We start from the raw sequence: 21,550 nt of genomic DNA, 5'->3' as shown, positions 1-21,550 counted from the left end.
AGCAGGGGGCGTTAAAATTTTTTGCGCACGGGCTTGGCAAAATGATCTGGGATGAATTAAACTTGCAGGCTCGCTGGTTGTTGATGCCGAAACGCAGATCTCAGCCAGAACGAATCGGAAACGGGTGCTTAGCTCAGCTGGTAGAGCGGCGCCCTTACAAGGCGTAGGTCGGGGGTTCGAACCCCTCAGCACCCACCAGTTTCCTGATTCAGCCAGACCAAGGAGCGGTAGTTCAGTCGGTTAGAATACCGGCCTGTCACGCCGGGGGTCGCGGGTTCGAGTCCCGTCCGCTCCGCCAGAAAATGAAAAAGCCCGCCTCGTGCGGGCTTTTTCATTTGCGTCGTCGGTTGCGCCCGTTCGTTGCGCACCTGCTTTTTTCCCGTGCCACCGCGTATGTTGTAATATCGGACGTTTTGTCCAATTTTCCCGTCACGCATGCTCGATTTCTTCCGTAATCACCAGCGCCTGATGATGGCGCTCCTGCTCCTGATCGTGTTGCCGGGGCTGGGTTTCGTCGGGATCCAAGGTTTCCGCGGCTTCTTCGACGACAGCGCGAACGTCGCGGCGGTCAACGGGCACAAGATCACGCGGGTCGAATTCGACGGCGCGTTCCGCCAGCAGATCGACCAGGCGCGCCAGGCGCTCGGCGGGCAGTTCGACATCAAGGCGTTCGACACGCCCGAACATCGCAAGCAAGTGCTCGACGGCCTGATCCAGCAACGCGTGCTGGCCGACGAGACGCAGCGCCTGCACCTGACCGCATCCGACAACGCCGTGCGCGACGCACTGATGAGCGACCCGATGATCGCGTCGCTGAAGAAACCCGACGGTACGATCGACGTCCAGCGCTACGCGCAACTGTTGTCGTTCCAGGGGATGACGCCCGAGCAGTATCAGGAACGCGTGCGTTACAGCCTCGCGCTGCAGCAGATTCCGGCGAGCATCGTGGCGAGCGCATTCACGCCGAAGGGGCCGGCGCAACGGCTGTCGGAACTGGCGGCGCAGCAGCGCGAAGTGCAGGCGCTCGTGCTCAAGACGAGCGACTACGCGGCGAAGGTGCAGCCGACCGACGCGCAGCTCACGGCGTACTACGACGCGCACAAGCAAGGCTTCGCGACGCCGGAAACCGCGACGATCCAGTATCTCGTCTATTCGCCGGCAGCGGCCGCCGCGAGCGCGCAGCCGACCGATGCCGACATCAAGAAGTTCTATGACGACAACCCGACGCACTTCCGCTCGGAAGCGCAGGTGCGCGTGAGCCATATCTTCATCGCCGCGGCGAGCGACGCAAGCGCGGCCGACAAGGCGGCCGCGAAGGCGAAGGCCGAGCAGCTGCTGGCCGACGTGAAGGCGCATCCGGACCAGTTCGCGCAGATCGCGCAGAAGAGCTCGCAGGACGCGCCGTCGGCGGCGAAGGGCGGCGATCTGGGCTTCATCACGCGCGGCTCGACGGCGGGCGGCAAGGCGTTCGACGATGCCGCGTTCGCGCTCAAGCAGGGCGACGTGAGCGGTATCGTGCAATCGGACCTCGGTTTTCACATCCTGAAGGCGACGGAAGTGAAGCCGTCGGTGGTCAAGCCGTTCGCGGACGTGAAGGACCAGATCGCGGTCGACCTGAAGCAGCAATACGCGGCGAAGGCGTTTTCGGACAACGCGGAAGGTTTCACGTCGACCGTCTATGAAAAGGCGAAGACGCTGCAGCCGGCCGCCGACAAGTACAAGCTGACGATCCAGACGGCCACCGTCACGCCGACGCCGAATCCGCAACTGCCGGCGACGAGCCCGCTGAACAACCCGAAGTTCCTCGCCGCTGTGTTCGCGAACGACTCGGTGAAGAACCAGAACAACACGCAGGCGATCGATGTGGGCAACAACACGCTGATCTCGGCGCGCGTGACCGACTACAAGCCGGCTGCCGTGCCGGCGCTCGACGCGATCAAGGATGCGGTGCGTCAGAAGGTCATCGCCGAGCAGGCCGCGGAACTTGCGAAGAAGGACGGCGCGGCGAAGCTGGCCGAACTGCAGAAGTCGAAGTCGGCCGATGGCTTCACGGCCGGGCAGAAGGTGTCGCGCTCGCAGTCGCAGGGCCTGACGCCGGCGGCGCTGAGCGCCGTCTACAAGATCGATGCGAAGACGCTGCCGGCATACGTCGGTGTCGATCTTGGCGCGGACGGCTACGCGATCTATCGCGTGAATGCGGTGATTCCGGGCACGGCCGTCGATCCGCAGCAACTCGCGGCCGCGCAGCAGCAGATGGCGCAGGTCGAAGCGCAAAGCGAAGGCGAGGCGTATCTCGCCGCACTGCGCGACCGCTCGAAGGTGAAGCTCTACGGCACCACGCAGAGCCAGTCGCAGGACGGCGGCAGCTAAGCCGCGATCAAGCGACAACCCAGCGAAGCGCCGTTCACGGTTTCGCGTGCAGCAACAAAAAGCCCCGTTCGAAACGGGGCTTTTTGCTTTGCGGCGGTGGCGCGCCGCGAGGTCAACCGCGCGGCTTGCCGAGCAGCGGCTTCAGCGCCGGCCAGACGTTGTCGAGCAGGATCCCCTGCGCCTGTTGCGCGGGATGCATCTGGTCCGACTGGAACATTTCCGGCTTGTTCTCGATGCCGGCCAGCAGGAACGGCACGAGCGGTACGCCGAGTTCCTTCGACAGGCGCGTGTAGACCGCATGGAATTTCTGCGTGTAGTCGGGCCCGTAGTTGGGCGGCACGTACATGCCGACCAGCACGACCTTCGCGCGCGCTTGCCGCGCATCGGTGATGATGTCGCGCAGGTTCTGTTCGGTCGTCGCGAGCGGCACGCCGCGCAGCGCGTCGTTCGAGCCGAGCTCGACGACGACGATCGACGGCTTCAGCCGTTGCAGCACCGCAGGGAGTCGCGCACGGCCACCGCTCGTGGTGTCGCCGCTGACGCTTGCGTTCGCGACGCTATAATCGATCCGCTCGGTTGCGAGCCGTTGCCGCAGCAACGCAACCCAGCCGGTGTCGCGCGGCAACCCGTATTCGGCCGACAGGCTGTCGCCGAGCACGACGAGCGCGGGGTGGCCCGATGTCGGGGCCGCCGTCGTCGCAGCGAGTGCGGGCACGTTTGCTGCGAGCAGGGTACCCAGCAGCGCGGCGAGCGCCGCGCGTCTTTTCAAGCGGAATGTCGTGTCCATGTTCAAGATTACCGATCCGATCATCGAAGTCCATGACGTGTGCAAGCGGGTTGCTGACGCAACGGGCGAGCTGACGATCCTCGACGGCATCACGTTCGCCGTGCGGCCCGGCAGCAGCCTCGCGATCGTCGGCGCATCTGGGTCGGGCAAGTCGACGCTGCTCGGCCTGCTTGCGGGGTTGGACAGCGCGACGAGCGGGACGGTTCGCCTGCTCGGTCGCGCGCTCGACCAGCTCGACGAGGACGAGCGCGCCGCGCTGCGCAACGGCGCGGTCGGGTTCGTGTTCCAGTCGTTTCAGTTGATGCCGCACCTGACGGCACTCGAGAACGTGATGCTTCCGCTCGAACTGCAGGGCGGCATCAACGCGCGCGACGCGGCCGATCGGGCGCGCGCGTTGCTCGTGCAGGTCGGTCTCGGCGAGCGCACCGCGCATTATCCGAAGCTGCTGTCCGGTGGCGAGCAACAACGCGTCGCGCTTGCGCGCGCGTTCGTCACGCATCCCGCAATCCTGTTCGCCGACGAACCGACCGGCAGTCTCGATGCAGCCACGGGCCACGCCGTCATCGACCTGATGTTCGAACTGAACCGCACGCACGGCGCGACGCTCGTGCTCGTGACGCACGATGCCGAGCTCGCGCGGCGCTGCGCGACGACGGTCACCATCGACGCCGGCCGCATCGTCGCGCCGCACGCCGCATAGCGCGAGACCGAATTGCTTGTTGGCCGCACCGGCTGGATCGCCCGGTGCGGCCGGCATGCGTTCGACGTTGTCGCGTCAGCGCTTGAGTGCCGCACGCGCGCGCTCGATCAGCGCGGTCGTCGACGAATCGTGCTTCGCGGGATCGACCGATTCGGCCGACAGGTCGGCTTCGACGACCTTGCCGAGAATCTTGCCGAGCTCGACGCCCCACTGGTCGAACGGATTGATGTCCCACACCGTTGCCTGCACCAGCACCTTGTGCTCGTAGAGCGCGATCAGCGCGCCGAGCGTGCGCGGCGTCAGCGCATCCACCAGCAGCGTCGTCGTCGGGCGGTTGCCGGGGAACGTCAGGTGCGGCGCGAGCGCTTCCTTGCCGGGGCCGGCGACCTCGCGCGCTTCGTCGAGCGTGCGACCGAGCATCAGCGCTTCACTCTGCGCGAAGCAGTTCGCGAGCAGCTTCGGGTGATGGCTCGCGAGCGGATGCTCGGGCGTCAGCACGGCGATGAAGTCGATCGGCACGATCGTCGGGCCCTGGTGCAGCATCTGGAAAAACGCGTGCTGGCCGTTGGTGCCCGGCTCGCCCCACGTGACGGCCGACGTCGGGTAGTCGACGAACGTGCCGTCCAGGCGCGCGGACTTGCCGTTGCTTTCCATTTCGAGCTGCTGCAGGTACGACGGCAGGTAGTGCAGCGCTTCCGAATACGGCGCGACGAGATAGCTCTGCGAGCCGAAGAAGTTGCGGTACCAGATGCCGATCAGGCCGAGCAACACCGGCAGGTTGCGCTCGAGCGGCGCTTCGCGGAAATGGCGGTCCATGTCGTTCGCGCCGGCGAGCAGTTCGTCGAACTGCTCGGGCCCGATCGCGATCATGATCGACAGGCCGACCGCCGACCACAGCGAATAGCGGCCGCCGACCCAGTCCCACATTTCGAACACGTTGTCGGCGGAGATGCCGAACTTCACGACTTCGGCCGGGTTCGCCGACACGCCGACGAAGTGCTTCGCGAGCGCGTCTTCCGGGCAGCCGCGCGCGACGAACCAGTCGCGCAGCGAGCGTGCGTTCGTCATCGTCTCGAGTGTCGTGAAGGTCTTCGACACGATGATCGCGAGCGTTTCCTCAGGGTCGACCTGTTCGAGCACGCGCGCGAGATCGGCGCCGTCGACGTTCGACACGAAGTGGGTCGAAATGTCGGGCGTCGCGACATGGTGCAGCGCGTGCGTGACCATCTTCGGTCCGAGATCCGAGCCGCCGATGCCGATGTTGATCACGTGGCGGATGCGCTTGCCGGTGTAGCCGGTCCACGCGCCGCTGCGCACGGCGCGTGCGAAGGTCGCCATCTTCGCGCGCTCGGCGCTGACCTGCGCATGGAACGGCGCGTGCGGGTCGGTCGCGCGCAATGCCGTGTGCAGCGCGGCGCGGCCTTCGGTCGGGTTGACGATCTCGCCGGCGAACATCGCGTCGCGGCGCGCCTCGACGCCCGCTTCGCGGGCCAGCTGCACGAGCAGGCGCAACGTGTCGTCGTTGATGCGGTTCTTCGAGAAGTCGGCCGCAAGGCCGCCGCCGGGGATCGTGAAGCGTTCGGCACGGGTCGGCGCGCGGTCGTTTTCCGGCGCGAACCAGTCGCGCAGCCGCGCGTGGCGGATCTGTTCGAAGTGGGATTGAAGGGCAGTCCAGGCGGGGAGCGAATTCAGCGTCATGGCGGTTCGAGTGAAGCGTGAATCGGGAGGAATGCCGCGCCGGCGCATCGGGATCGGAATGCCGGCGGACGAGCGGGCCCGCCGTGCGGCGGGGCACCCAGTATAGCGGCGTTATATGTCGGCGCGCGCCGACGGGTAAAAAAGGCGATTGATCAGCGTGCGCACCATCGGCGCGAGTTCGCCCGCGGTGAGGCCGGCCGGACCCGTGCCGTTCGCGGTCAGTGTGTCGGCCGCGAGGCCGTGCAGGTATACGCCCGCAAGCGCGGCTTCGTACGGCGCGACGCGCTGCGCGAGCAACGCGCCGATCAGGCCGCCGAGCACGTCGCCGGTGCCGCCGGTGGCGAGCGCTGCATTGCCGGTCGGATTGATCGTCAGGCGGCCGTCGGGCGCCGCAATCACCGTGCCCGAACCCTTCAGCACGACGATGCTCGCGTAGCGCGCGGCCAGCGCCTGGGCCGCGGCCAACCGGTCGTGCTGCACCGTCGCGGTGTCGCTGCCGAGCAGCCGCGCTGCCTCGAGCGGATGCGGTGTCAGCACGCACGCGTTGCCCCGGGTGCCGCGGGCAACAACGGCGGCCGCGAGGTCGGCGTGCGTCGCGATGAGGTTCAGCGCGTCGGCGTCGAGCAGCGTCGCGGCGTCGTGCGCGAGTACGTCGCGCACGAGGGTGGCCGCGGCTTCGCGCGCGCCGAGGCCGCAGCCTGCAGCGATCGCGGACATCGCATCGAGGTCGAGGTTGTCCGCGGGATGCAGCATCAGTTCGGGAAACGGCGGGTCGTACGGCGGTGCGCCGGCGCCGAGAAAGCCCACATGCACCTTGCCGGCGCCCGCGAACAGCGCGGCACGCGCGGCGAGGATCGGCGCGCCGCACATGCCGGTGTCGCCGCCGAGCACCGCCAGGCTGCCGAACGTGCCCTTGTGCGAAGCGAACGCGCGGGCGGGCAGTGCGGCGGCGAACCGTGCCGGTGCGTTCAGCACGACGGCTGGCGCGGCGGGCGGTGCGACGTCGAGCGACGCGATGTCGATCTCGCCGGCGAGGTCGCGGCCGTCGCCGGTATACAGGCCGGGCTTCGCGCCGATGAAGGTGAGCGTATGCGTCGCGGTGACGGCAACGCCGGCGCCGACGATCCGGCCCGTGTCGCTGTCGAGCCCGCTCGGTACGTCGAGCGCGAGCACGCGGCCGCCGCTTCGGGCATGTGCGGCGATACGCGTGGCCTGGGCAGCGAACGGTCCGTCGAGTGCGCGAGCGAGGCCGATGCCGAACAAGCCGTCGACGACCCACGCGTAGTCGTCGAGCGAGGCGGGCGGCTCGGCCGACAGCGGCACGCCCGCCGCGCGCGCGAGGCCGAGCGCCCATTGCGCATCGTCCGGCTTGACCGGCACGGGCATCCAGGCCTGCGTCGCGACGCCGAGCTGCTGCAACTGCGCGGCGGCCACCAGCGCGTCGCCGCCGTTGTTGCCGGGGCCGACCGCGAACCAGACCGGGCGGTCGTCGCCGGCCACCCGTTCGGACAGCCAGCGCGCGGCGGCGGCGCCCGCGCGGCCCATCAGCGTGTGCGGCGGCAGTTCGGCGGTCGCGGCGGCCTCGGCCGCGCGCAGGTCGGCGACGCGCAGCAGCGCGAGCGGGGCGGGGTCGGGAAGCGGGCGGGGATTCGTCATCGCGGGGTCATGGCGGCAGGAGGACGCCGCCCCGGGACGGGCCCGTGGCGGTCAGGTCGCGAAGCGCGTGGCGCTCAGCGCGGCGAGCGTGTCGGCGGGCCACTGCTGCGTGTCGCCGCTCAGACAGTCGGTCACCACTTTAGCAGACCCGCACGCGAGGCCCCAACCGGCCGGGCCGTGCCCAAAATTGACGAACACGCGCGGATGCGGGGTCGGACCGACGACTGGCAGGCCGTCCGGCGACAGCAGTTGCGTGCCCTGCCACGACAGGGCGGCGGAAATCTTCGCGGCGCCCGGCACCCAGTCGTGGACGGCCTGGCCGAGCAGCGCGAGCGCGGCCTCGGACAGCGGCTCGGGGAGCGGCTTCGCGGTGTCGGCGAGGCTCTGCAGCACGGCGCCGCCGCCGATGCGCAGCCGCTGGTGGGTACGCGTGATGGAGATCCGCTTGATCGAATCGACGACGCTCAGGTGCGGCGCATGTTCTTCGTACGCGACGGGGGCGGTCAGCGTATGCGCGCGCACCGGATGCAGCGGCAGCCGCCAGCCGAGCCGCTCCAGCAGCGGCAGGCTGCCGGCGCCCGCGGCGACCACGATCGCGTCGGCCGACATCACGTCGACCTCGTGCGCCTTCGTCGCGTGCCGGCCGCCGGCCGGCGCGAGCTCGACCGCGGCCCGGCCGGAGTCGACGCGGATCGCGGCGACGTCCGCGCCGAAGCGGAACTGTACGCCGTGCTCGTCGAGCGTCTGCTTGACCAGTTTTGCGAACAGCGGACAGTTTCCGGTGCGTTCGGTCTCGAGCAGCACGCCGCCGGCAAAGCCGGGCTCGGCCGGCACCGAAGGCTCGAGCGCCGCGCATTCGTCGGCCGTGAGCACCCGGTACGGCTGGTCGAGCGCACGCAACAGGTCGAGTGCCGGTTGCAGCGCTTCCCAGTCGCGCGGGTCGCGCACGACGTGCAGGATCCCGGGTTTCTGCTCGAATTCGAGCTGGAAGCGCGCCTCGATGTCGGCGAGCGACTCGCGCGACGCGTCGATCAGCGGGCGCAGCCGCGCGTACTGCGCGGCGAATGCGTCGGGCTCGCGCAGCGCGGCGAGTTGCTTGACGAAGCGGCGCACGCCGCCGTTGAAGCCCGGCTTGTAGACGATGCCGGTGTCGCGCGGCTGGCGCTGGCGCATGAAGGTCGGGCCGAACCAGACGTCGAGCGGGCTCGGCAGCAGCGTGCCGCCGTCGCCGTAGGTCGCGCCCTGCGCGACGGTCGCGTGGCGTTCGACCATGCATACGCGATGGCCGGCCGCGCGCAGCTGGTAGGCGGTGGCGACGCCGCTGATTCCGCCGCCGATGACAATGACATCCATGAATTGCTTCGATGACGGGCGGCGTGCATGCCGCCCGGTGAGGATTTGCTGACGGGCTCCCGGCCCGGTGAACCAGGAATGATAGCGCCAAAATCGCGCGAACCGGGCTCGCGCGACCTCGTCCGATTCCGCCGCCGGGTGGTTGCCGGCTACCGCGGCCGCGCGCGCCGGCCTGGCGGGCCGCTGCGTGCGGCGGATGCCGGCGCACCGTCGCGGTGCGTGACGGGTGCCGATCAGCCGGTCTGGGATGGCCGACTTCCGGGTATAATTACGGCCTTCCTTTCGCCCCACGTCGCCACCTCGCGCGACTCATCGACGTCAGTCCAGCCCATGGCTCACTTCTCGTGTTTTCCCGGCGCTTCGGCCCTCTCTGATTTCCGTCAAACCCGTCTGCTCGACACGCTCAGGCAAATCGACGCCAACATCGTCGCGGTGCGCGGCCAGTTCCTGCACTTCGTCAATGCGGCCGAGCCGCTGTCGGCCGACGACAGCGCACGCATCGACGCGCTGATGCACTACGGCGCGCCGTTCGAGCCGGCGGCCGAGAAGGGCACGGCCGAGACCTTCGTCGTGCTGCCGCGCTTCGGCACGGTTTCGCCGTGGGCGAGCAAGGCGACCGACATCGCGCAGCACTGCGGCCTCACGCAAGTGCGCCGCATCGAGCGGGGCGTCGAATTCACGGTCACGCTGAAGTCGGGCCTGCTCGGCGGCAAGAAGGCGTTGTCCGACGACGCGCGCGCAGCCGTCGCGGCCGCGCTGCATGACCGGATGACCGAAAGCGTGGTCGCCACGCGCGACGACGCGAAGCACCTGTTCGACGAACTGCCGGCCAAGCCGCTCGAGATCGTCGACGTGCTGGGCGTCGGCCGTGGCGCGCTCGAGCGCGCGAACGTCGAGCTGGGCCTCGCGCTCGCCGACGACGAGATCGACTACCTGGTCGACGCGTTCCGCAAGCTCGAACGAAACCCGACCGACGTCGAACTGATGATGTTCGCGCAGGCGAACAGCGAGCATTGCCGCCACAAGATCTTCAACGCGCAGTGGACGATCGACGGTGAAGCGCAGGACATGTCGCTGTTCGCGATGATCCGCAACACCGAGAAGCTGAGCCCGCAAGGCACGATCGTCGCGTATTCGGACAACTCGTCGATCATGGTCGGCGCCGAAGCCGAGCGCTGGTTCCCGCGCAACGCGGGCGCGGCCGGCGAGCCGGGCGAACGCTACGGTCGTCATACCGAGCTCACCCACACGCTGATGAAGGTCGAGACGCACAATCACCCGACGGCGATCTCGCCGTTCCCGGGCGCGGCGACCGGCGCGGGCGGCGAAATCCGCGACGAAGGCGCGACGGGCCGCGGTGCGCGTCCGAAGGCCGGCCTCACGGGCTTCACCGTGTCGAACCTCGATCTGCCGGACGCACGCCAGTCGTGGGAAAACGCACGCGACGCGGCCCAGCCGGTCGGCGAGCGCAACCCGAACGATGCGCACGGCCCGTACGGCCGCCCGGACCGCATCGCGTCGCCGCTGCAGATCATGATCGACGGCCCGCTCGGCGGCGCCGCGTTCAACAACGAATTCGGCCGTCCGAACCTCGGCGGCTACTTCCGCGTGTACGAGCAGAACGTCGGTGGCCAGGTGCGCGGCTATCACAAGCCGATCATGATCGCGGGCGGCCTCGGCAACATCGCGGATCAACACACGCACAAGCACGACGTGCCGGCAGGTTCCCTGCTGATCCAGATCGGCGGCCCGGGCATGCGGATCGGCATGGGCGGCGGCGCCGCGAGCTCGATGGCGACCGGCGCGAACACGGCCGAACTCGACTTCGACTCGGTGCAGCGCGGCAACCCGGAAATCGAGCGGCGCGCGCAGGAAGTGATCAACGGCTGCTGGCAGCTCGGCGCGGAAAACCCGATCCTGAGCATCCACGACGTCGGCGCGGGCGGCCTGTCGAACGCATTCCCCGAAATCGTCGACGGCGCGGGCAAGGGCGCGCGCTTCGAACTGCGCAAGGTCGCGCTCGAGGAATCGGGCCTGTCGCCGCGTGAAATCTGGTCGAACGAGGCGCAGGAGCGCTACGTGCTCGCGATCGCGCCGGCCGACCTGCCGCGCTTCGAGGCGATCTGCGCACGCGAGCGCTGCCCGTTCGCGGTGGTCGGCGTCGCGACCGACGAACGCCAGCTGAAGCTCGTCGACGACGAAGCGACGGGCGTCGAGGAATTCCCGGTCGACATGCCGATGGAAGTGCTGCTCGGCAAGCCGCCGCGCATGCATCGCGACGTCACGCGTGTGACGACGGAGCGCGCGCCGGTCGACGTGACGGGCATCGCGCTGTCGGAAGTCGCCGTCGACGTGCTGAAGCACCCGACGGTCGGCAGCAAGTCGTTCCTGATCACGATCGGCGACCGTTCGGTCGGCGGCACGTCGGTGCGCGACCAGATGGTCGGCCCGTGGCAGGTGCCGGTGGCCGACTGTGCGGTGACCGCGCTCGACTACGCGGGCTTCAAGGGCGAGGCGATGACGATGGCCGAGCGCACGCCGCTCGCGGTGATCGACGCGCCGGCATCGGGCCGCATGGCCGTCGGCGAGGCGATCACGAACATCGCGAGCGCGCCGATCGCGTCGCTCGACAAGCTGAAGCTGTCGGCGAACTGGATGGCCGCGTGCGGCACGGCCGGCGAGGATGCCGCGCTGTTCGACACGGTCAAGGCGATCGGCATGGAGCTGTGCCCGGCGCTCGGGATCGGCATCCCGGTCGGCAAGGATTCGCTGTCGATGAAAACCAAGTGGGATGAGCAGGGCGTCGCGAAGGAAGTGGTGTCGCCGGTGTCGCTGATCATCTCCGCGTTCGCACCGGTCGAGGATGTGCGCCGCCATCTGACGCCGCAACTGCGCCGCGTCGCCGATGCGGGCGACAGCGTGCTGATCGCGATCGATCTTGGCCGCGGCAAGAACCGGATGGGTGGCAGCATCTTCGCGCAGGTCACGCAGCAGGTCGGCGACACGACGCCGGACGTCGACGATCCGGAAGACCTCAAGCGCTTCTTCAACGCGATCCAGTCGCTCAATGCACAAGACAAGCTGCTCGCGTATCACGACCGCTCGGACGGCGGCCTGTGGGCGACGGTGTGCGAAATGGCGTTCGCGGGCCACGCGGGTGTGTCGCTGAACGTCGATATGCTGACGCTCGACCCGAATCACGAATCCGACTATGGCGACGCGAAGGACTGGGCGAAGCAGACGAGCGGCCGTCGCGAGGATCGCACGCTGCGCGCGCTGTTCTCGGAGGAACTCGGCGCCGTCGTGCAGGTGCGCGCGGCCGATCGCGACGCGGTGCTCGGCGCGCTGCGCGACTTCGGCCTGTCGGCCTGCTCGCACGTGATCGGCACGGTCAACGATCGCGACGTGATCGAGGTGTACCGCGACGCGAAGAAGGTGTTCGACGCGCCGCGCGCTGAACTCCATCGAGCATGGAGCGAAGTGAGCTGGCGCATCGCGCGCCTGCGCGACAACCCCGCCTGCGCGGATGCCGAATACGACGCGCTGCTCGACGCGGCCGATCCGGGCATCTCGCCGGTGCTGAGCTTCGATCCGGCCGACGACATCGCTGCGCCGTTCATCGCGACGGGCGCGCGCCCGCGTGTCGCGATCCTGCGCGAGCAGGGCGTGAACTCGCATCTGGAAACGGCATATGCGTTCGACCGCGCGGGCTTCGACGCGCACGACGTGCACATGAGCGACCTGCTGGCCGGCCGCGCGACGCTCGCCGATTTCGCGGGCGCGGTGGCATGCGGCGGCTTCTCGTACGGCGACGTGCTGGGTGCGGGCGAGGGCTGGGCGAAGACGATCCGCTTCAACGCGCAGCTCGCCGACATGTTCTCGGCCTTCTTCGCGCGTCCCGACACGTTCGCGCTCGGCATCTGCAACGGTTGCCAGATGCTGTCGAGCCTTGCGTCGATGATTCCGGGCGCGGAGGCATGGCCGAAGTTCACGCGCAACAAGTCCGAGCAGTTCGAGGCGCGCTTCTCGTTCGTGGAAGTGGAGAAGTCGCCGTCGATCTTCTTCGCGGGGATGGAAGGCTCGCGGATTCCGGTGGCGGTCGCGCACGGCGAAGGCTATGCGGACTTCTCGCAGCAGGGCGACATCGATCGCGTCGCGGTCGCGATGCGCTACGTCGACCACCGTGGCGAGGCGACCGAACGTTATCCGTTCAACCCGAACGGCTCGCCGGCCGGCATCACGTCGGTCACGACGGCCGACGGCCGCTTCTCGGTGCTGATGCCGCACATGGAGCGCGTGCACCGCACGGTCACGATGAGCTGGCATCCGGAAGGCTGGGGCGAAGCGAGCCCCTGGATGCGCGTGTTCCGTAACGCACGCCGCTGGATCGGCTGATGTTCGATCCGCACGCACCGGTCGAGATCGTCACGCTGCGCGACGAACGCGCGAGCGATGTCGATGCGATCGGTCGCGTGATCGTGGCCGCGTTCGCGGACGAGCCGCAGCAGGGTCGATTCGAACGGCAGATCGTCGATGCGCTGCGCGCGGAGGGTGTGCTCAGCGTGTCGCTCGTTGCGGAGCGCGACGAGCGCGTGATCGGTCACGTCGCGTTTTCGCCGGTGTCGATCGGCGGCGAGCCGGCCGGCAGCCAGCAGTGGTACGGGCTCGCGCCGCTCGCGGTGCTGCCCGAATGCCAGCGGCAGAGCATCGGCGCGGGGCTCGTGCGCACGGGGCTCGACGCGTTGCGCCGGCTCGGTGCGCGCGGCTGCGTCGTGCTCGGCGATCCCGCGTATTACGCGCGTTTCGACTTTGTGCGGTCCGGCGATCTGGTGTTCCCGGATGCGCCGCCCGAGTATTTTCTCGCGCTGTCGTTCGACGAAGCCGCGCCGCGGCCGTCGGGCGAGGTCCGCTACCACGATGTGTTCTATCCGGCATAGCGGTTCACCGCGCTGCCCGTCCGCGATTCCGCAGTCCTGAAAAGCCGCCTCGAAGCGGCTTTTTCCTTGTCCGGCCGCCGCGTGGGCCGGCCCACCACAAGCATGCGTGAAAAAGAAAAAGGCCGCTCCGGGGAGCGGCCTTTGCGTGGGCGATCGTCGCCGACGTTACTGGATCTTCGCCTGCTGGCGCAGGCCTTCCTCGAACGCCTGCAGCTTCTGCTGCACGAGCTGCTGCGCGATCTGAGCCTTCACCTGGTCGAACGGCGGCGGGGCGATGTCGCGTACGTCGTCGACACGGATGATGTGCCAGCCGAACTGCGTCTTCACCGGCGCGTCGGTCATCTGGCCTTTCTGGAGCTTCTGCGCGGCGGCCGCGAATTCCGGCACGTACGCCTTCGGATCGGACCAGTCGAGGTCGCCGCCGTTCTTGCCCGAGCCCGGGTCCTTCGAGTACTGCTTGGCCAGATCCTCGAACTTCGCGCCGGCCTTGATCTTCGCGATCAGGTCCTTCGCCTGTTGCTCGCTGTCGACGAGGATGTGGTGCAGGTGATACTCGCGGTTGCCGCCGGCGCCCTTCACGAGATCGTCATAGCGCGCCTTCACTTCCGCGTCGGTCGGCTGGTTCTTCTTCAGGAAGCTCTCGATCATCGAGCGCAGCACCACCGTCTGCTGCGCGACGGCGACCTGCGCCTTCACGTCCGGACGGTTCGGGATGCCTTCGCGGATCGCTTCCTGCATCAGGATTTCGCGGTTCACGAGTTCCTGGCGCACGGCTTGCTGCAGCTGCGGGCTGTCGGTCTGGCCTTGCTGGACGAGTTGCGCGACCATCGCGTCGGCGCGCGACTTCGGAATCGGCGTGCCGTTGACGACGGCGATGTTCTGGGCGAATGCCGGTGCCGCTGCAAATGCAGCCGCCGCGACCCACAGGCGGGGGGATTTCAGGATCATCGGGAATTCCTGTTGAGACTAGATTGAAGATTCGTTGAATTCTTCGGGCGTATAAGCCACGATCGCGAGCGCATGAATGCCGCGCTGCATCGCATCAGCGAGCGCATCATACACCAGCCGGTGCCGCGCGACGCGCGGCTTGCCCGCGAAGGCGGCCGACACGATCGTCACGGTGTAATGGCCGCCGGCGGCCGCGCCGGCGTGGCCCGCATGCTGCGCGCTGTCGTCGCGCACCGCGAGCGACAGCGGCGCGAGCGATGCGGTCAGGCGCGCTTCGATCAGCGCGATGCGTTCGTCGGGCGATGCTTGGAGAAAGGCGTCGTTCATGTCATTCGTCCTTCATGTACTTCGTGAGCCACAGGCTCTGCAGGATGATGAACACGACCATCGCGCCCGTCGTGCCGAACAGCTTGAAGTTCACCCACTGCGATTCGGTGTAGTTGTGCACCACGTACAGGTTCGCGACGCCGAGCACCGCGAAGAACAGCGCCCACGCGACGTTCAGCTTGTCCCACACGGGGTGCGGCAGCGTGAGCTGCTTGCCCATCATCTTCTCGATCAGGTTGTTGCCGAACGCATAGCGTGCGGCGAGCAGCCCGATCGCAAACAGCCAGTACAGCACAGTCGGTTTCCATTGGATGAATTTCTCGTCATGCAGGACGAGGGTGGCGCCACCGAAGACGACGATCACGCCGAGACTGACCCACAGCATCGTGTCGACCTTCCGGTGCCGGAAGGCTACCCACGCGACCTGGGCCAGTGTCGCGACGATCGCGACGGCGGTGGCGGTGAAGATGCCCCAGACCTTGAAGGCGGCGAAAAACAGGATGATCGGAAACAGATCGAACAGGAATTTCATGGCGCTCGCAGCTGCGTGAAAGGCCGCATCGCGCGGCCTTTCACCGTTGTGGGGACCCGCCAGGCGCCACCGTCCGGGATCGGGGCAGCCGGGAAGGCTGTCCGACCGATTCGTCCGGTGCCGCTCATTCGTTTTCGGGTCGGGACTCGAAGTTTAACGCAGCCGAATTGATGCAGTACCGCAAACCGGTCTGGTCGCGCGGGCCGTCCTCGAACACGTGGCCGAGATGCGCGCCGCAATGGTTGCAGCGAACCTCGACGCGCACCATGCCGTGCGAGCGGTCGATCTTCTCGTCGATCACCTCGCCGTTGAGCGGCTTGAAGTAGCTGGGCCAGCCGCAGCCCGAATGGAATTTGGCGCCGGATTCGAACAGCGGCGTGCTGCAGACGACGCATTTGTAGATGCCGGCGTCCTCGGTGTCGGTGTATTCGCCGGTGAAGGCCCGCTCGGTCGCCGCATGCTGCGTGACCTCGTACTGCATCGGCGTGAGCCGGCGGCGCAATTCGGCGTCGTCCTTCTGGTACGGGAAGGTCTTGTCGTCGGAATCGTGTGACATGTGGGTGTTCTCCTGATCGGTCGGTCGGGTCACGACGAGCAGCTCACTTCGAGCGACCCGGCCCAGTCTGGCGGCAATGCCGCATACGCTTCGTGTTCCGGTTGTTCGTCGAATGGCCGGCGCAGCACCTGCGCGAGTCGCTCGAGTTCGGAAAAATCCTTTTCCTTCGCGCGCCGGATCGCGACTTCGGCCAAATGATTGCGCAGCACGTATTTCGGATTCACGCGATTCATCGCGGCCGCGCGGGCCGCGTCGTCGCGCGTTTCCTCGGACAGCCGGGCGCGATAGAGGTTCGCCCACGCGTCGAATGCGTCGCGATCGATGAACAGGTCGCGCACCGGCGCGTCGCGGCTCGCGTCGTGCTTCGACAGCTGCGCGAGCCGGCGGAACGTCAGCGTGAAGTCCGCATGGCTCGCGTGCATCGTTTCGAGCAGCTTGTTCGCGAGCTCGGCGTCGTTCTCGCGCTCGAGTTCGAGGCCGAGCTTCGCGCGCATCGCGCGTTCGAGCGCGGGGCCGAAGCGTTCGGGAAATTTCGCGAGCACGGCCTGCGCGTCGTCGACCGCGCGCTCGGCGCGCGCATCGTCGTCGGCGATCCCGTGCTGCAGCCCGATCAGCGGCAGCAGCGCCTGCGCGAGGCAGTAGCAGTTCCAGTGCGCGATGCGCGGCTGCATCCGGTACGCGTAGCGGCCGCTCGTGTCGGAGTGATTGCAGATGTGGTTCGCGTCGAACGCGTCGACGAAGCCGAATGGGCCGTAGTCGATCGTCATGCCGAGGATCGACATGTTGTCGGTGTTCATCACGCCGTGGCAGAAGCCGACCGCTTGCCACTGCGCGACGAGGTCGGCCGTGCGCAGCGTCGCGGCTTCGAGCAGCGCGAGGTACGGATCGTCGGCGTCGCGGCATGCCGGATAGAAGCGATCGATCACGTGATCGGCGAGCTGGCGCAGCAGGTCCGGACGATCGTTCGAGAAGAAATGCTCGAAGTGGCCGAAGCGCACGAAGCTCTCCGATACGCGCGTGACGACCGCTGACGTCTCGATCTCCTCGCGCACCACCGGCTGGTCGGAGCCGATCACCGTGAGCGCGCGGGTGGTCGGGATGCCGAGGTGATGCATGGCTTCCGAACACAGGAATTCGCGGATCGACGAGCGCAGCACCGCGCGGCCGTCGCCCATCCGCGAATACGGCGTGCGGCCGCCGCCCTTGATCTGCAGTTCGTAGCGCTGGCCGTTCGTGCCGGGGAGTTCGCCGATCGTCAGCGCGCGGCCGTCGCCGAGCTGGCCGGCCCACACGCCGAACTGGTGGCCGGAATACACCGACGCATACGGCATCGCGCTCGCGGGCCAGTCGCGCGTCGGGTTGCCGGCGAAGAGCTCGGCGAACCCGGGCTGCTGGCCAATCGACACCGGCAGGCCGAGCAGGTGCGCGACTTCGTCGGAAAAGCCGACGACGTACGGCGCGGGCAGCGGTGCGGCCGGCAGCCGCGTATGAAACGCATCGCCGAGCGTGACGAACGCGCCGGCGGCCGGCGCACCGAGCGTCGCGGCGAGGTCGGGAAGAGTGTCAGCCGTATCGGCTGCGCTTCGGGAAAACGACATGTTGAGCGCCTCTGGGTAAGCCGATATTGTAAGTCGGCGCCGCGCCGCCCGCATGGCGGCCCGCGCGCCTTGCGCCAGGCCTGTCCGGGCCGCAAGCCGGCGCACCGCTTCGAGGCTGGTCACCGATTCGCGTCCTTCCGGGAGAACAAGACGATGGGTAAGCCGTTGCTGGGCCAGATGATGGACATGCCGTTGCTGGTGTCGTCGCTGATCGCGCACGCCGCGCGTTACGCGGGTGACACGGAGATCGTGTCGAGGCGCGTGGAAGGCGACCTGCATCGCTACACGTACCGCGACTGCGAGCAGCGCGCGAAGCGGCTCGCGCAGGCGCTCGCGCGGCTCGGCGTCGAATCGGGCGACCGCGTCGGCACGCTGGCCTGGAACGGCTACCGGCATCTGGAGGCGTACTACGGGATCGGCGGGATGGGCGCCGTGTGCCACACGATCAACCCGCGCCTCTTTCCCGAGCAGATCGCCTACATCGTCAATCACGCGGAAGACCGCTACGTCTGCTTCGACATCAATTTCGCGCCGCTGGTCGACGCGATCGCGCCTCAGTGTCCGCACGTGAAAGGCTGGATCGCGATGACCGACGCCGCGCACCTGCCGTCCGGCGCGACGCCGTTCCTGTGCTACGAAACGCTCGTCGACGCCGAGGACGGCCGCTACGACTGGCCGCGTCTCGACGAGCTGCAGGCGTCCGGCCTGTGCTACACGTCGGGCACGACCGGCAACCCGAAGGGCGTGCTGTATTCGCATCGCTCGACGGTGCTGCACGCGTACGGCGCAGCGCTGCCCGACGCGATGAACCTGTCGGCGCTCGACGCCGTGCTGCCCGTCGTGCCGATGTTTCATGTGAACGCGTGGGGCCTGCCGTATGCGGTGCCGCTCACGGGCGGCAAGCTCGTGCTGCCCGGCAAGGATCTCGACGGCAGGTCGCTGTACGAACTGATGGAGGCCGAACGCGTGACGTTTTCCGCGGGCGTGCCGACCGTGTGGCTCGGGCTGCTGAACTACATGCGCGAGGCCGGCGTGCGTTTCTCGACGCTGAACCGCACGGTGATCGGCGGCTCCGCGTGCCCGCCCGCGATGCTGCGCACGTTCGAGGACGAATACGGCGTGCGCGTGATCCACGCGTGGGGGATGACTGAGCTGTCGCCGCTCGGCACGCTCGCGACGCTGAACTGGGCGCAGTCGCAGCGGCCGCTCGACGCGCAGCGCCGGTTGCTGGAGAAGCAGGGGCGCGTGATCTGCGGTGTCGACATGCGGATCGTCGGCGACGACGGCCATGAATTGCCGTGGGACGGCGTCGCGTTCGGCGAACTGCAGGTGCGCGGGCCCTGGGTGATCGATCGCTACTTCAGGAGCGATACGTCGCCGCTGTCGGGCGGCTGGTTTCCGACCGGCGACGTCGCGACGATCGACCCCGACGGCTTCCTGCAGATCACCGACCGCAGCAAGGACGTGATCAAGTCCGGCGGCGAGTGGATCAGCTCGATCGACATCGAGAACGTCGCGATCGCGCACCCGGGCGTGGTCGAAGCCGCGTGCATCGCGTGCGCGCACCCGAAATGGACCGAGCGTCCACTGCTGGTCGTGGTACCGCGCGAAGGGGCGATCCTGACGCGTGACGCGCTGCTCGCGTTTTACGAGGGCAAGGTCGCGAAGTGGTGGGTGCCCGACGACGTCGTGTTCGTCGAATCGCTGCCGCACACCGCGACCGGCAAGCTGCAGAAGCTGAAGCTGCGCGAGGCGTTCCGCGACTACGTGCTGCCGACGGCGGTCGGCGAGCCGTAAGCCGCGGCCGGCGACGGCCCGCCGCGCGGTCTCCCGATCCGGCCCCGGATCGGGAAAAATTCAAATTGAACGACCGTGCTTTTTCGTTGTATGCTGCCTCCGTTCGATCCGGACATGCGGCCGTTCGACCGCGCACAATGAAGCGCAGCCACCCCGGCGCGCGATGCATGGAGGCAGGCAGATGGCAGTGGATTACTCGACTCGCGACGGCGTGGCCGTCATCACGCTCAACAATCCGCCCGTCAACGGGCTCGGCCTGTCGACACGCGAGGGCGTCATGGACGCGCTCGATCGCGCCGCGCAGGATCCGTCGGTCACGGCGATCGTGCTGACCGGCGCGGGCCGCGCGTTCTCGGGCGGCGCCGACATCACCGAATTCAATACCCCGAAGGCCCTGCAGGAGCCGACGCTGCACACCGTGATCCGCGCGGTGGAGGCGAGCGCGAAGCCGGTCGTCGCCGCGCTGCACAGCGTCGTGATGGGCGGCGGCCTGGAGCTCGCGCTCGGCGCGCACTATCGCGTCGCGGCGCCCGGCGCGCAGGTCGCGCTGCCCGAAGTGAAGCTCGGCCTGCTGCCGGGCGCGGGCGGCACGCAGCGCCTGCCGCGCGCGGTGGGGCTCGAAACCGCGCTGAACATGATCGTGTCGGGCGCGCCGGTACCGTCGGAGCAGCTTGCGAAGAGCGGGCTGTTCGACGAGATGGCCGACGGCGACCTGCTCGACGCGGCCGTCGCGTTCGCGCGCAAGGTCGGCGCGCGGCAGGGGCCGCATCCGCGCGTGCGCGATCGCAAGATCGTCCACGAGAACGCGGCGGGCTTTCTCCAGTTCGCGCGCAATTCCGCGCGGGCCGCCGCGCCGAACTTCCCTGCGCCGCACAAGTGCATCGACGCGATCGAGGCCGGCGTGCTGAACGGCTTCGACAAGGGCAGCATCGCCGAGCGCGAGGGTTTCGTCGCGCTGATGATGACGCCGGAAAGCCGCGCGCTGCGCCATGCGTTCTTCGGCGAACGCGCGGCGAGCAAGATTCCCGACGTGCCGGCCGATACGCCGCTGCGCGAGATCCGCCGCGTCGGCGTGATCGGCGCGGGCACGATGGGCGGCGGGATCGCGATGAACTTCGTCAACGCGGGCCTCCCCGTCACGCTGCTCGAGACGAAACAGGAAGCGCTCGAGCGCGGCGTCGCGACGATCCGCAAGAACTACGACGCGCAGGTGAAGAAGGGCAAGCTCACGCAGGAGAAGCTCGACGCACGCATGGCGCTGATCACGCCGACGCTGTCGTACGACGACCTGAAGGATGCGGACCTGATCGTCGAGGCCGTGTTCGAGGAACTCGGCGTGAAGGAGCAGGTGTTCAGGAAGCTCGACGAAGTCGCGAAACCGGGTGCGATCCTCGCGTCGAACACGTCGACGCTCGACGTCGACAAGATCGCCGCGTTCACGAAGCGGCCGCAGGACGTGGTCGGCATGCACTTCTTCAGCCCGGCGAACGTGATGAAGCTGCTCGAGGTCGTGCGCGGCGCGCAGACCGCGAAGGACGTGCTCGCCACCGTGATGGCGGTCGCGAAGAAGATCCGCAAGACGGCGGTCGTGTCGGGCGTGTGCGACGGCTTCATCGGCAACCGGATGATCGAGCAGTACATCCGCCAGGCACTCTTCATGCTCGAGGAAGGCGCGCTGCCCGCACAGGTCGATCGCGCGATCGAGAAGTTCGGTTTCGCGATGGGCCCGTTCCGGATGAGCGACCTCGCCGGCAACGACATCGGCTGGGCGATCCGCAAGCGCCGCTATGTCGAGCAGCCCGATCTGCATTACTCGAAGATCGCCGACCGCCTGTGCGAGCAGGGCCGCTTCGGCCAGAAGACCGGCGGCGGCTGGTACGACTACGTGCCGGGCGAGCGCAAGGCGAAGCCTTCGGCGCTCGTCGACGAGATGGTCGTCGCGTATTCGCAGGAGCGCGGCGTGGAGCGGCGCAAGATCGGCGACGACGAGATCGTCGAGCGGCTCGTGTTCGCGCTCGTCAACGAAGGCGCGAAGATTCTCGAGGAGAAGATCGCGTCGAAGGCGTCCGACATCGACATGGTCTACCTGACCGGCTATGGCTTCCCGCTGTGGCGTGGCGGCCCGATGCTGTATGCGGACATGGTCGGCCTCTACAACGTCGAGCGCGCGATCCGCCGCTATGCGGCCGCACCGAACGGCGACGCGTGGCAGCTCGCGCCGTCGATCGTCGAACTGGCAAAGGCCGGACGCGGGTTCAACGGCTGACGCCGTGCGTGACGGCGCGCCCGTC

Annotated in this window: 15 protein-coding genes and 2 tRNA genes; 8 read left to right on the top strand and 9 right to left on the bottom strand. The window is 68.1% G+C overall.

Translation table 11 applies throughout. The features are described 5' to 3' along the window. Positions 1–122: 122 nt before the first annotated feature. From ACT2FV_RS26430 to ACT2FV_RS26420, 3 genes are all read left to right on the top strand, one after another. A tRNA-Val gene (locus ACT2FV_RS26430) sits at positions 123–198 on the top strand. Positions 199–221: 23 nt separating this feature from the next. Then, positions 222–298, top strand: a tRNA-Asp gene (locus ACT2FV_RS26425). Positions 299–435: 137 nt separating this feature from the next. Continuing rightward, positions 436–2,370, top strand: a complete 1,935-nt coding sequence (locus tag ACT2FV_RS26420; protein WP_444505118.1) for a SurA N-terminal domain-containing protein — start codon at positions 436–438, stop codon at positions 2,368–2,370. A 112-nt stretch (positions 2,371–2,482) separates the two neighbouring features. Here ACT2FV_RS26420 and ACT2FV_RS26415 read toward each other — a convergent pair whose 3' ends face one another. After that, positions 2,483–3,157 carry an arylesterase gene (locus tag ACT2FV_RS26415; protein WP_444505117.1) on the bottom strand — a complete coding sequence of 225 codons (675 nt, stop codon included), beginning with the start codon at positions 3,155–3,157 and terminating at the stop codon, positions 2,483–2,485. Here ACT2FV_RS26415 and ACT2FV_RS26410 point away from each other — a divergent pair. Beyond that, positions 3,156–3,857, top strand: coding sequence for an ABC transporter ATP-binding protein (locus ACT2FV_RS26410; protein ID WP_059449953.1), 702 nt, complete (start codon positions 3,156–3,158; stop codon positions 3,855–3,857). The two genes, ACT2FV_RS26415 and ACT2FV_RS26410, sit on opposite strands and share 2 nt — an antisense overlap. A gap of 75 nt (positions 3,858–3,932) precedes the next feature. Here ACT2FV_RS26410 and pgi read toward each other — a convergent pair whose 3' ends face one another. The 3 genes from pgi to ACT2FV_RS26395 form a co-directional block, all read right to left on the bottom strand. Beyond that, the gene (pgi, locus tag ACT2FV_RS26405; protein WP_226115982.1) at positions 3,933–5,555 is read right to left on the bottom strand and encodes a glucose-6-phosphate isomerase; all 1,623 of its coding nucleotides are present in this window, start codon (positions 5,553–5,555) and stop codon (positions 3,933–3,935) included. A gap of 111 nt (positions 5,556–5,666) precedes the next feature. Beyond that, positions 5,667–7,211, bottom strand: a complete 1,545-nt coding sequence (locus ACT2FV_RS26400) for an NAD(P)H-hydrate dehydratase (RefSeq protein WP_444505116.1) — start codon at positions 7,209–7,211, stop codon at positions 5,667–5,669. Between the two features lie 51 nt (positions 7,212–7,262). Then, positions 7,263–8,564, bottom strand: a complete 1,302-nt coding sequence (locus tag ACT2FV_RS26395) for an FAD-dependent oxidoreductase (protein WP_059604153.1) — start codon at positions 8,562–8,564, stop codon at positions 7,263–7,265. 330 nt (positions 8,565–8,894) lie between these two features. On the opposite strand from ACT2FV_RS26395, the gene purL reads away from it, so the two are divergent. Both purL and ACT2FV_RS26385 read left to right on the top strand, forming a co-directional pair. Continuing rightward, positions 8,895–12,959 (top strand): phosphoribosylformylglycinamidine synthase, encoded by a 4,065-nt coding sequence (purL, locus tag ACT2FV_RS26390; protein WP_151049561.1) that lies wholly within the window; start codon positions 8,895–8,897, stop codon positions 12,957–12,959. Beyond that, positions 12,959–13,501, top strand: coding sequence for a GNAT family N-acetyltransferase (locus ACT2FV_RS26385; RefSeq protein WP_124902372.1), 543 nt, complete (start codon positions 12,959–12,961; stop codon positions 13,499–13,501). The genes purL and ACT2FV_RS26385 overlap by 1 nt, the downstream gene beginning before the upstream one ends. A 165-nt stretch (positions 13,502–13,666) precedes the next feature. On the opposite strand, the gene ACT2FV_RS26380 is transcribed toward ACT2FV_RS26385, so the two are convergent. The 5 genes from ACT2FV_RS26380 to ACT2FV_RS26360 form a co-directional block, all read right to left on the bottom strand. Then, the gene (locus tag ACT2FV_RS26380) at positions 13,667–14,449 is read right to left on the bottom strand and encodes a peptidylprolyl isomerase (protein ID WP_059529712.1); all 783 of its coding nucleotides are present in this window, start codon (positions 14,447–14,449) and stop codon (positions 13,667–13,669) included. A gap of 18 nt (positions 14,450–14,467) precedes the next feature. Beyond that, positions 14,468–14,776 carry a BolA family protein gene (locus ACT2FV_RS26375; RefSeq protein WP_059604165.1) on the bottom strand — a complete coding sequence of 103 codons (309 nt, stop codon included), beginning with the start codon at positions 14,774–14,776 and terminating at the stop codon, positions 14,468–14,470. 1 nt (position 14,777) lies between these two features. After that, on the bottom strand, positions 14,778–15,308 hold the full coding sequence (locus tag ACT2FV_RS26370; protein ID WP_059604168.1) for a septation protein A: 531 nt from the start codon (positions 15,306–15,308) through the stop codon (positions 14,778–14,780). 124 nt (positions 15,309–15,432) lie between these two features. Then, a complete protein-coding gene (msrB, locus tag ACT2FV_RS26365) occupies positions 15,433–15,864 on the bottom strand; it encodes a peptide-methionine (R)-S-oxide reductase MsrB (protein ID WP_151049559.1) in 432 nt (143 codons plus the stop codon). Positions 15,865–15,893: 29 nt separating this feature from the next. Beyond that, complete coding sequence (locus tag ACT2FV_RS26360; RefSeq protein WP_444505115.1) at positions 15,894–17,462, bottom strand: protein adenylyltransferase SelO; 1,569 nt, start codon at positions 17,460–17,462, stop codon at positions 15,894–15,896. 153 nt (positions 17,463–17,615) lie between these two features. On the opposite strand from ACT2FV_RS26360, the gene ACT2FV_RS26355 reads away from it, so the two are divergent. Next, on the top strand, positions 17,616–19,259 hold the full coding sequence (locus ACT2FV_RS26355; RefSeq protein ID WP_444505114.1) for a 3-(methylthio)propionyl-CoA ligase: 1,644 nt from the start codon (positions 17,616–17,618) through the stop codon (positions 19,257–19,259). Between the two features lie 181 nt (positions 19,260–19,440). Next, positions 19,441–21,525 (top strand): 3-hydroxyacyl-CoA dehydrogenase NAD-binding domain-containing protein, encoded by a 2,085-nt coding sequence (locus ACT2FV_RS26350; RefSeq protein ID WP_444505113.1) that lies wholly within the window; start codon positions 19,441–19,443, stop codon positions 21,523–21,525. The last annotated feature ends 25 nt before the right edge of the window (positions 21,526–21,550 follow it).

The organism is Burkholderia sp. PR2 (assembly GCF_052372875.1).
GTDB lineage: Bacteria > Pseudomonadota > Gammaproteobacteria > Burkholderiales > Burkholderiaceae > Burkholderia > Burkholderia diffusa.
The sequence above is the reverse complement of the archived record's forward strand: the minus strand, read 5'-3'. Positions and strand labels throughout refer to the sequence as shown.

Bases quoted from the DNA above. Each gene is read 5' to 3' on its own strand.
- ACT2FV_RS26420 (WP_444505118.1), top strand. From the start codon at position 436: ATGCTCGATTTCTTCCGTAATCACCAGCGCCTGATGATGGCGCTCCTG.
- ACT2FV_RS26410 (WP_059449953.1), top strand. From the start codon at position 3,156: ATGTTCAAGATTACCGATCCGATCATCGAAGTCCATGACGTGTGCAAG.
- ACT2FV_RS26415 (WP_444505117.1), bottom strand. From the start codon at position 3,157: ATGGACACGACATTCCGCTTGAAAAGACGCGCGGCGCTCGCCGCGCTG.
- pgi (WP_226115982.1), bottom strand. From the start codon at position 5,555: ATGACGCTGAATTCGCTCCCCGCCTGGACTGCCCTTCAATCCCACTTC.
- ACT2FV_RS26400 (WP_444505116.1), bottom strand. From the start codon at position 7,211: ATGACGAATCCCCGCCCGCTTCCCGACCCCGCCCCGCTCGCGCTGCTG.
- ACT2FV_RS26395 (WP_059604153.1), bottom strand. From the start codon at position 8,564: ATGGATGTCATTGTCATCGGCGGCGGAATCAGCGGCGTCGCCACCGCC.
- purL (WP_151049561.1), top strand. From the start codon at position 8,895: ATGGCTCACTTCTCGTGTTTTCCCGGCGCTTCGGCCCTCTCTGATTTC.
- ACT2FV_RS26385 (WP_124902372.1), top strand. From the start codon at position 12,959: ATGTTCGATCCGCACGCACCGGTCGAGATCGTCACGCTGCGCGACGAA.
- ACT2FV_RS26380 (WP_059529712.1), bottom strand. From the start codon at position 14,449: ATGATCCTGAAATCCCCCCGCCTGTGGGTCGCGGCGGCTGCATTTGCA.
- ACT2FV_RS26375 (WP_059604165.1), bottom strand. From the start codon at position 14,776: ATGAACGACGCCTTTCTCCAAGCATCGCCCGACGAACGCATCGCGCTG.
- ACT2FV_RS26370 (WP_059604168.1), bottom strand. From the start codon at position 15,308: ATGAAATTCCTGTTCGATCTGTTTCCGATCATCCTGTTTTTCGCCGCC.
- msrB (WP_151049559.1), bottom strand. From the start codon at position 15,864: ATGTCACACGATTCCGACGACAAGACCTTCCCGTACCAGAAGGACGAC.
- ACT2FV_RS26360 (WP_444505115.1), bottom strand. From the start codon at position 17,462: ATGTCGTTTTCCCGAAGCGCAGCCGATACGGCTGACACTCTTCCCGAC.
- ACT2FV_RS26355 (WP_444505114.1), top strand. From the start codon at position 17,616: ATGGGTAAGCCGTTGCTGGGCCAGATGATGGACATGCCGTTGCTGGTG.
- ACT2FV_RS26350 (WP_444505113.1), top strand. From the start codon at position 19,441: ATGGCAGTGGATTACTCGACTCGCGACGGCGTGGCCGTCATCACGCTC.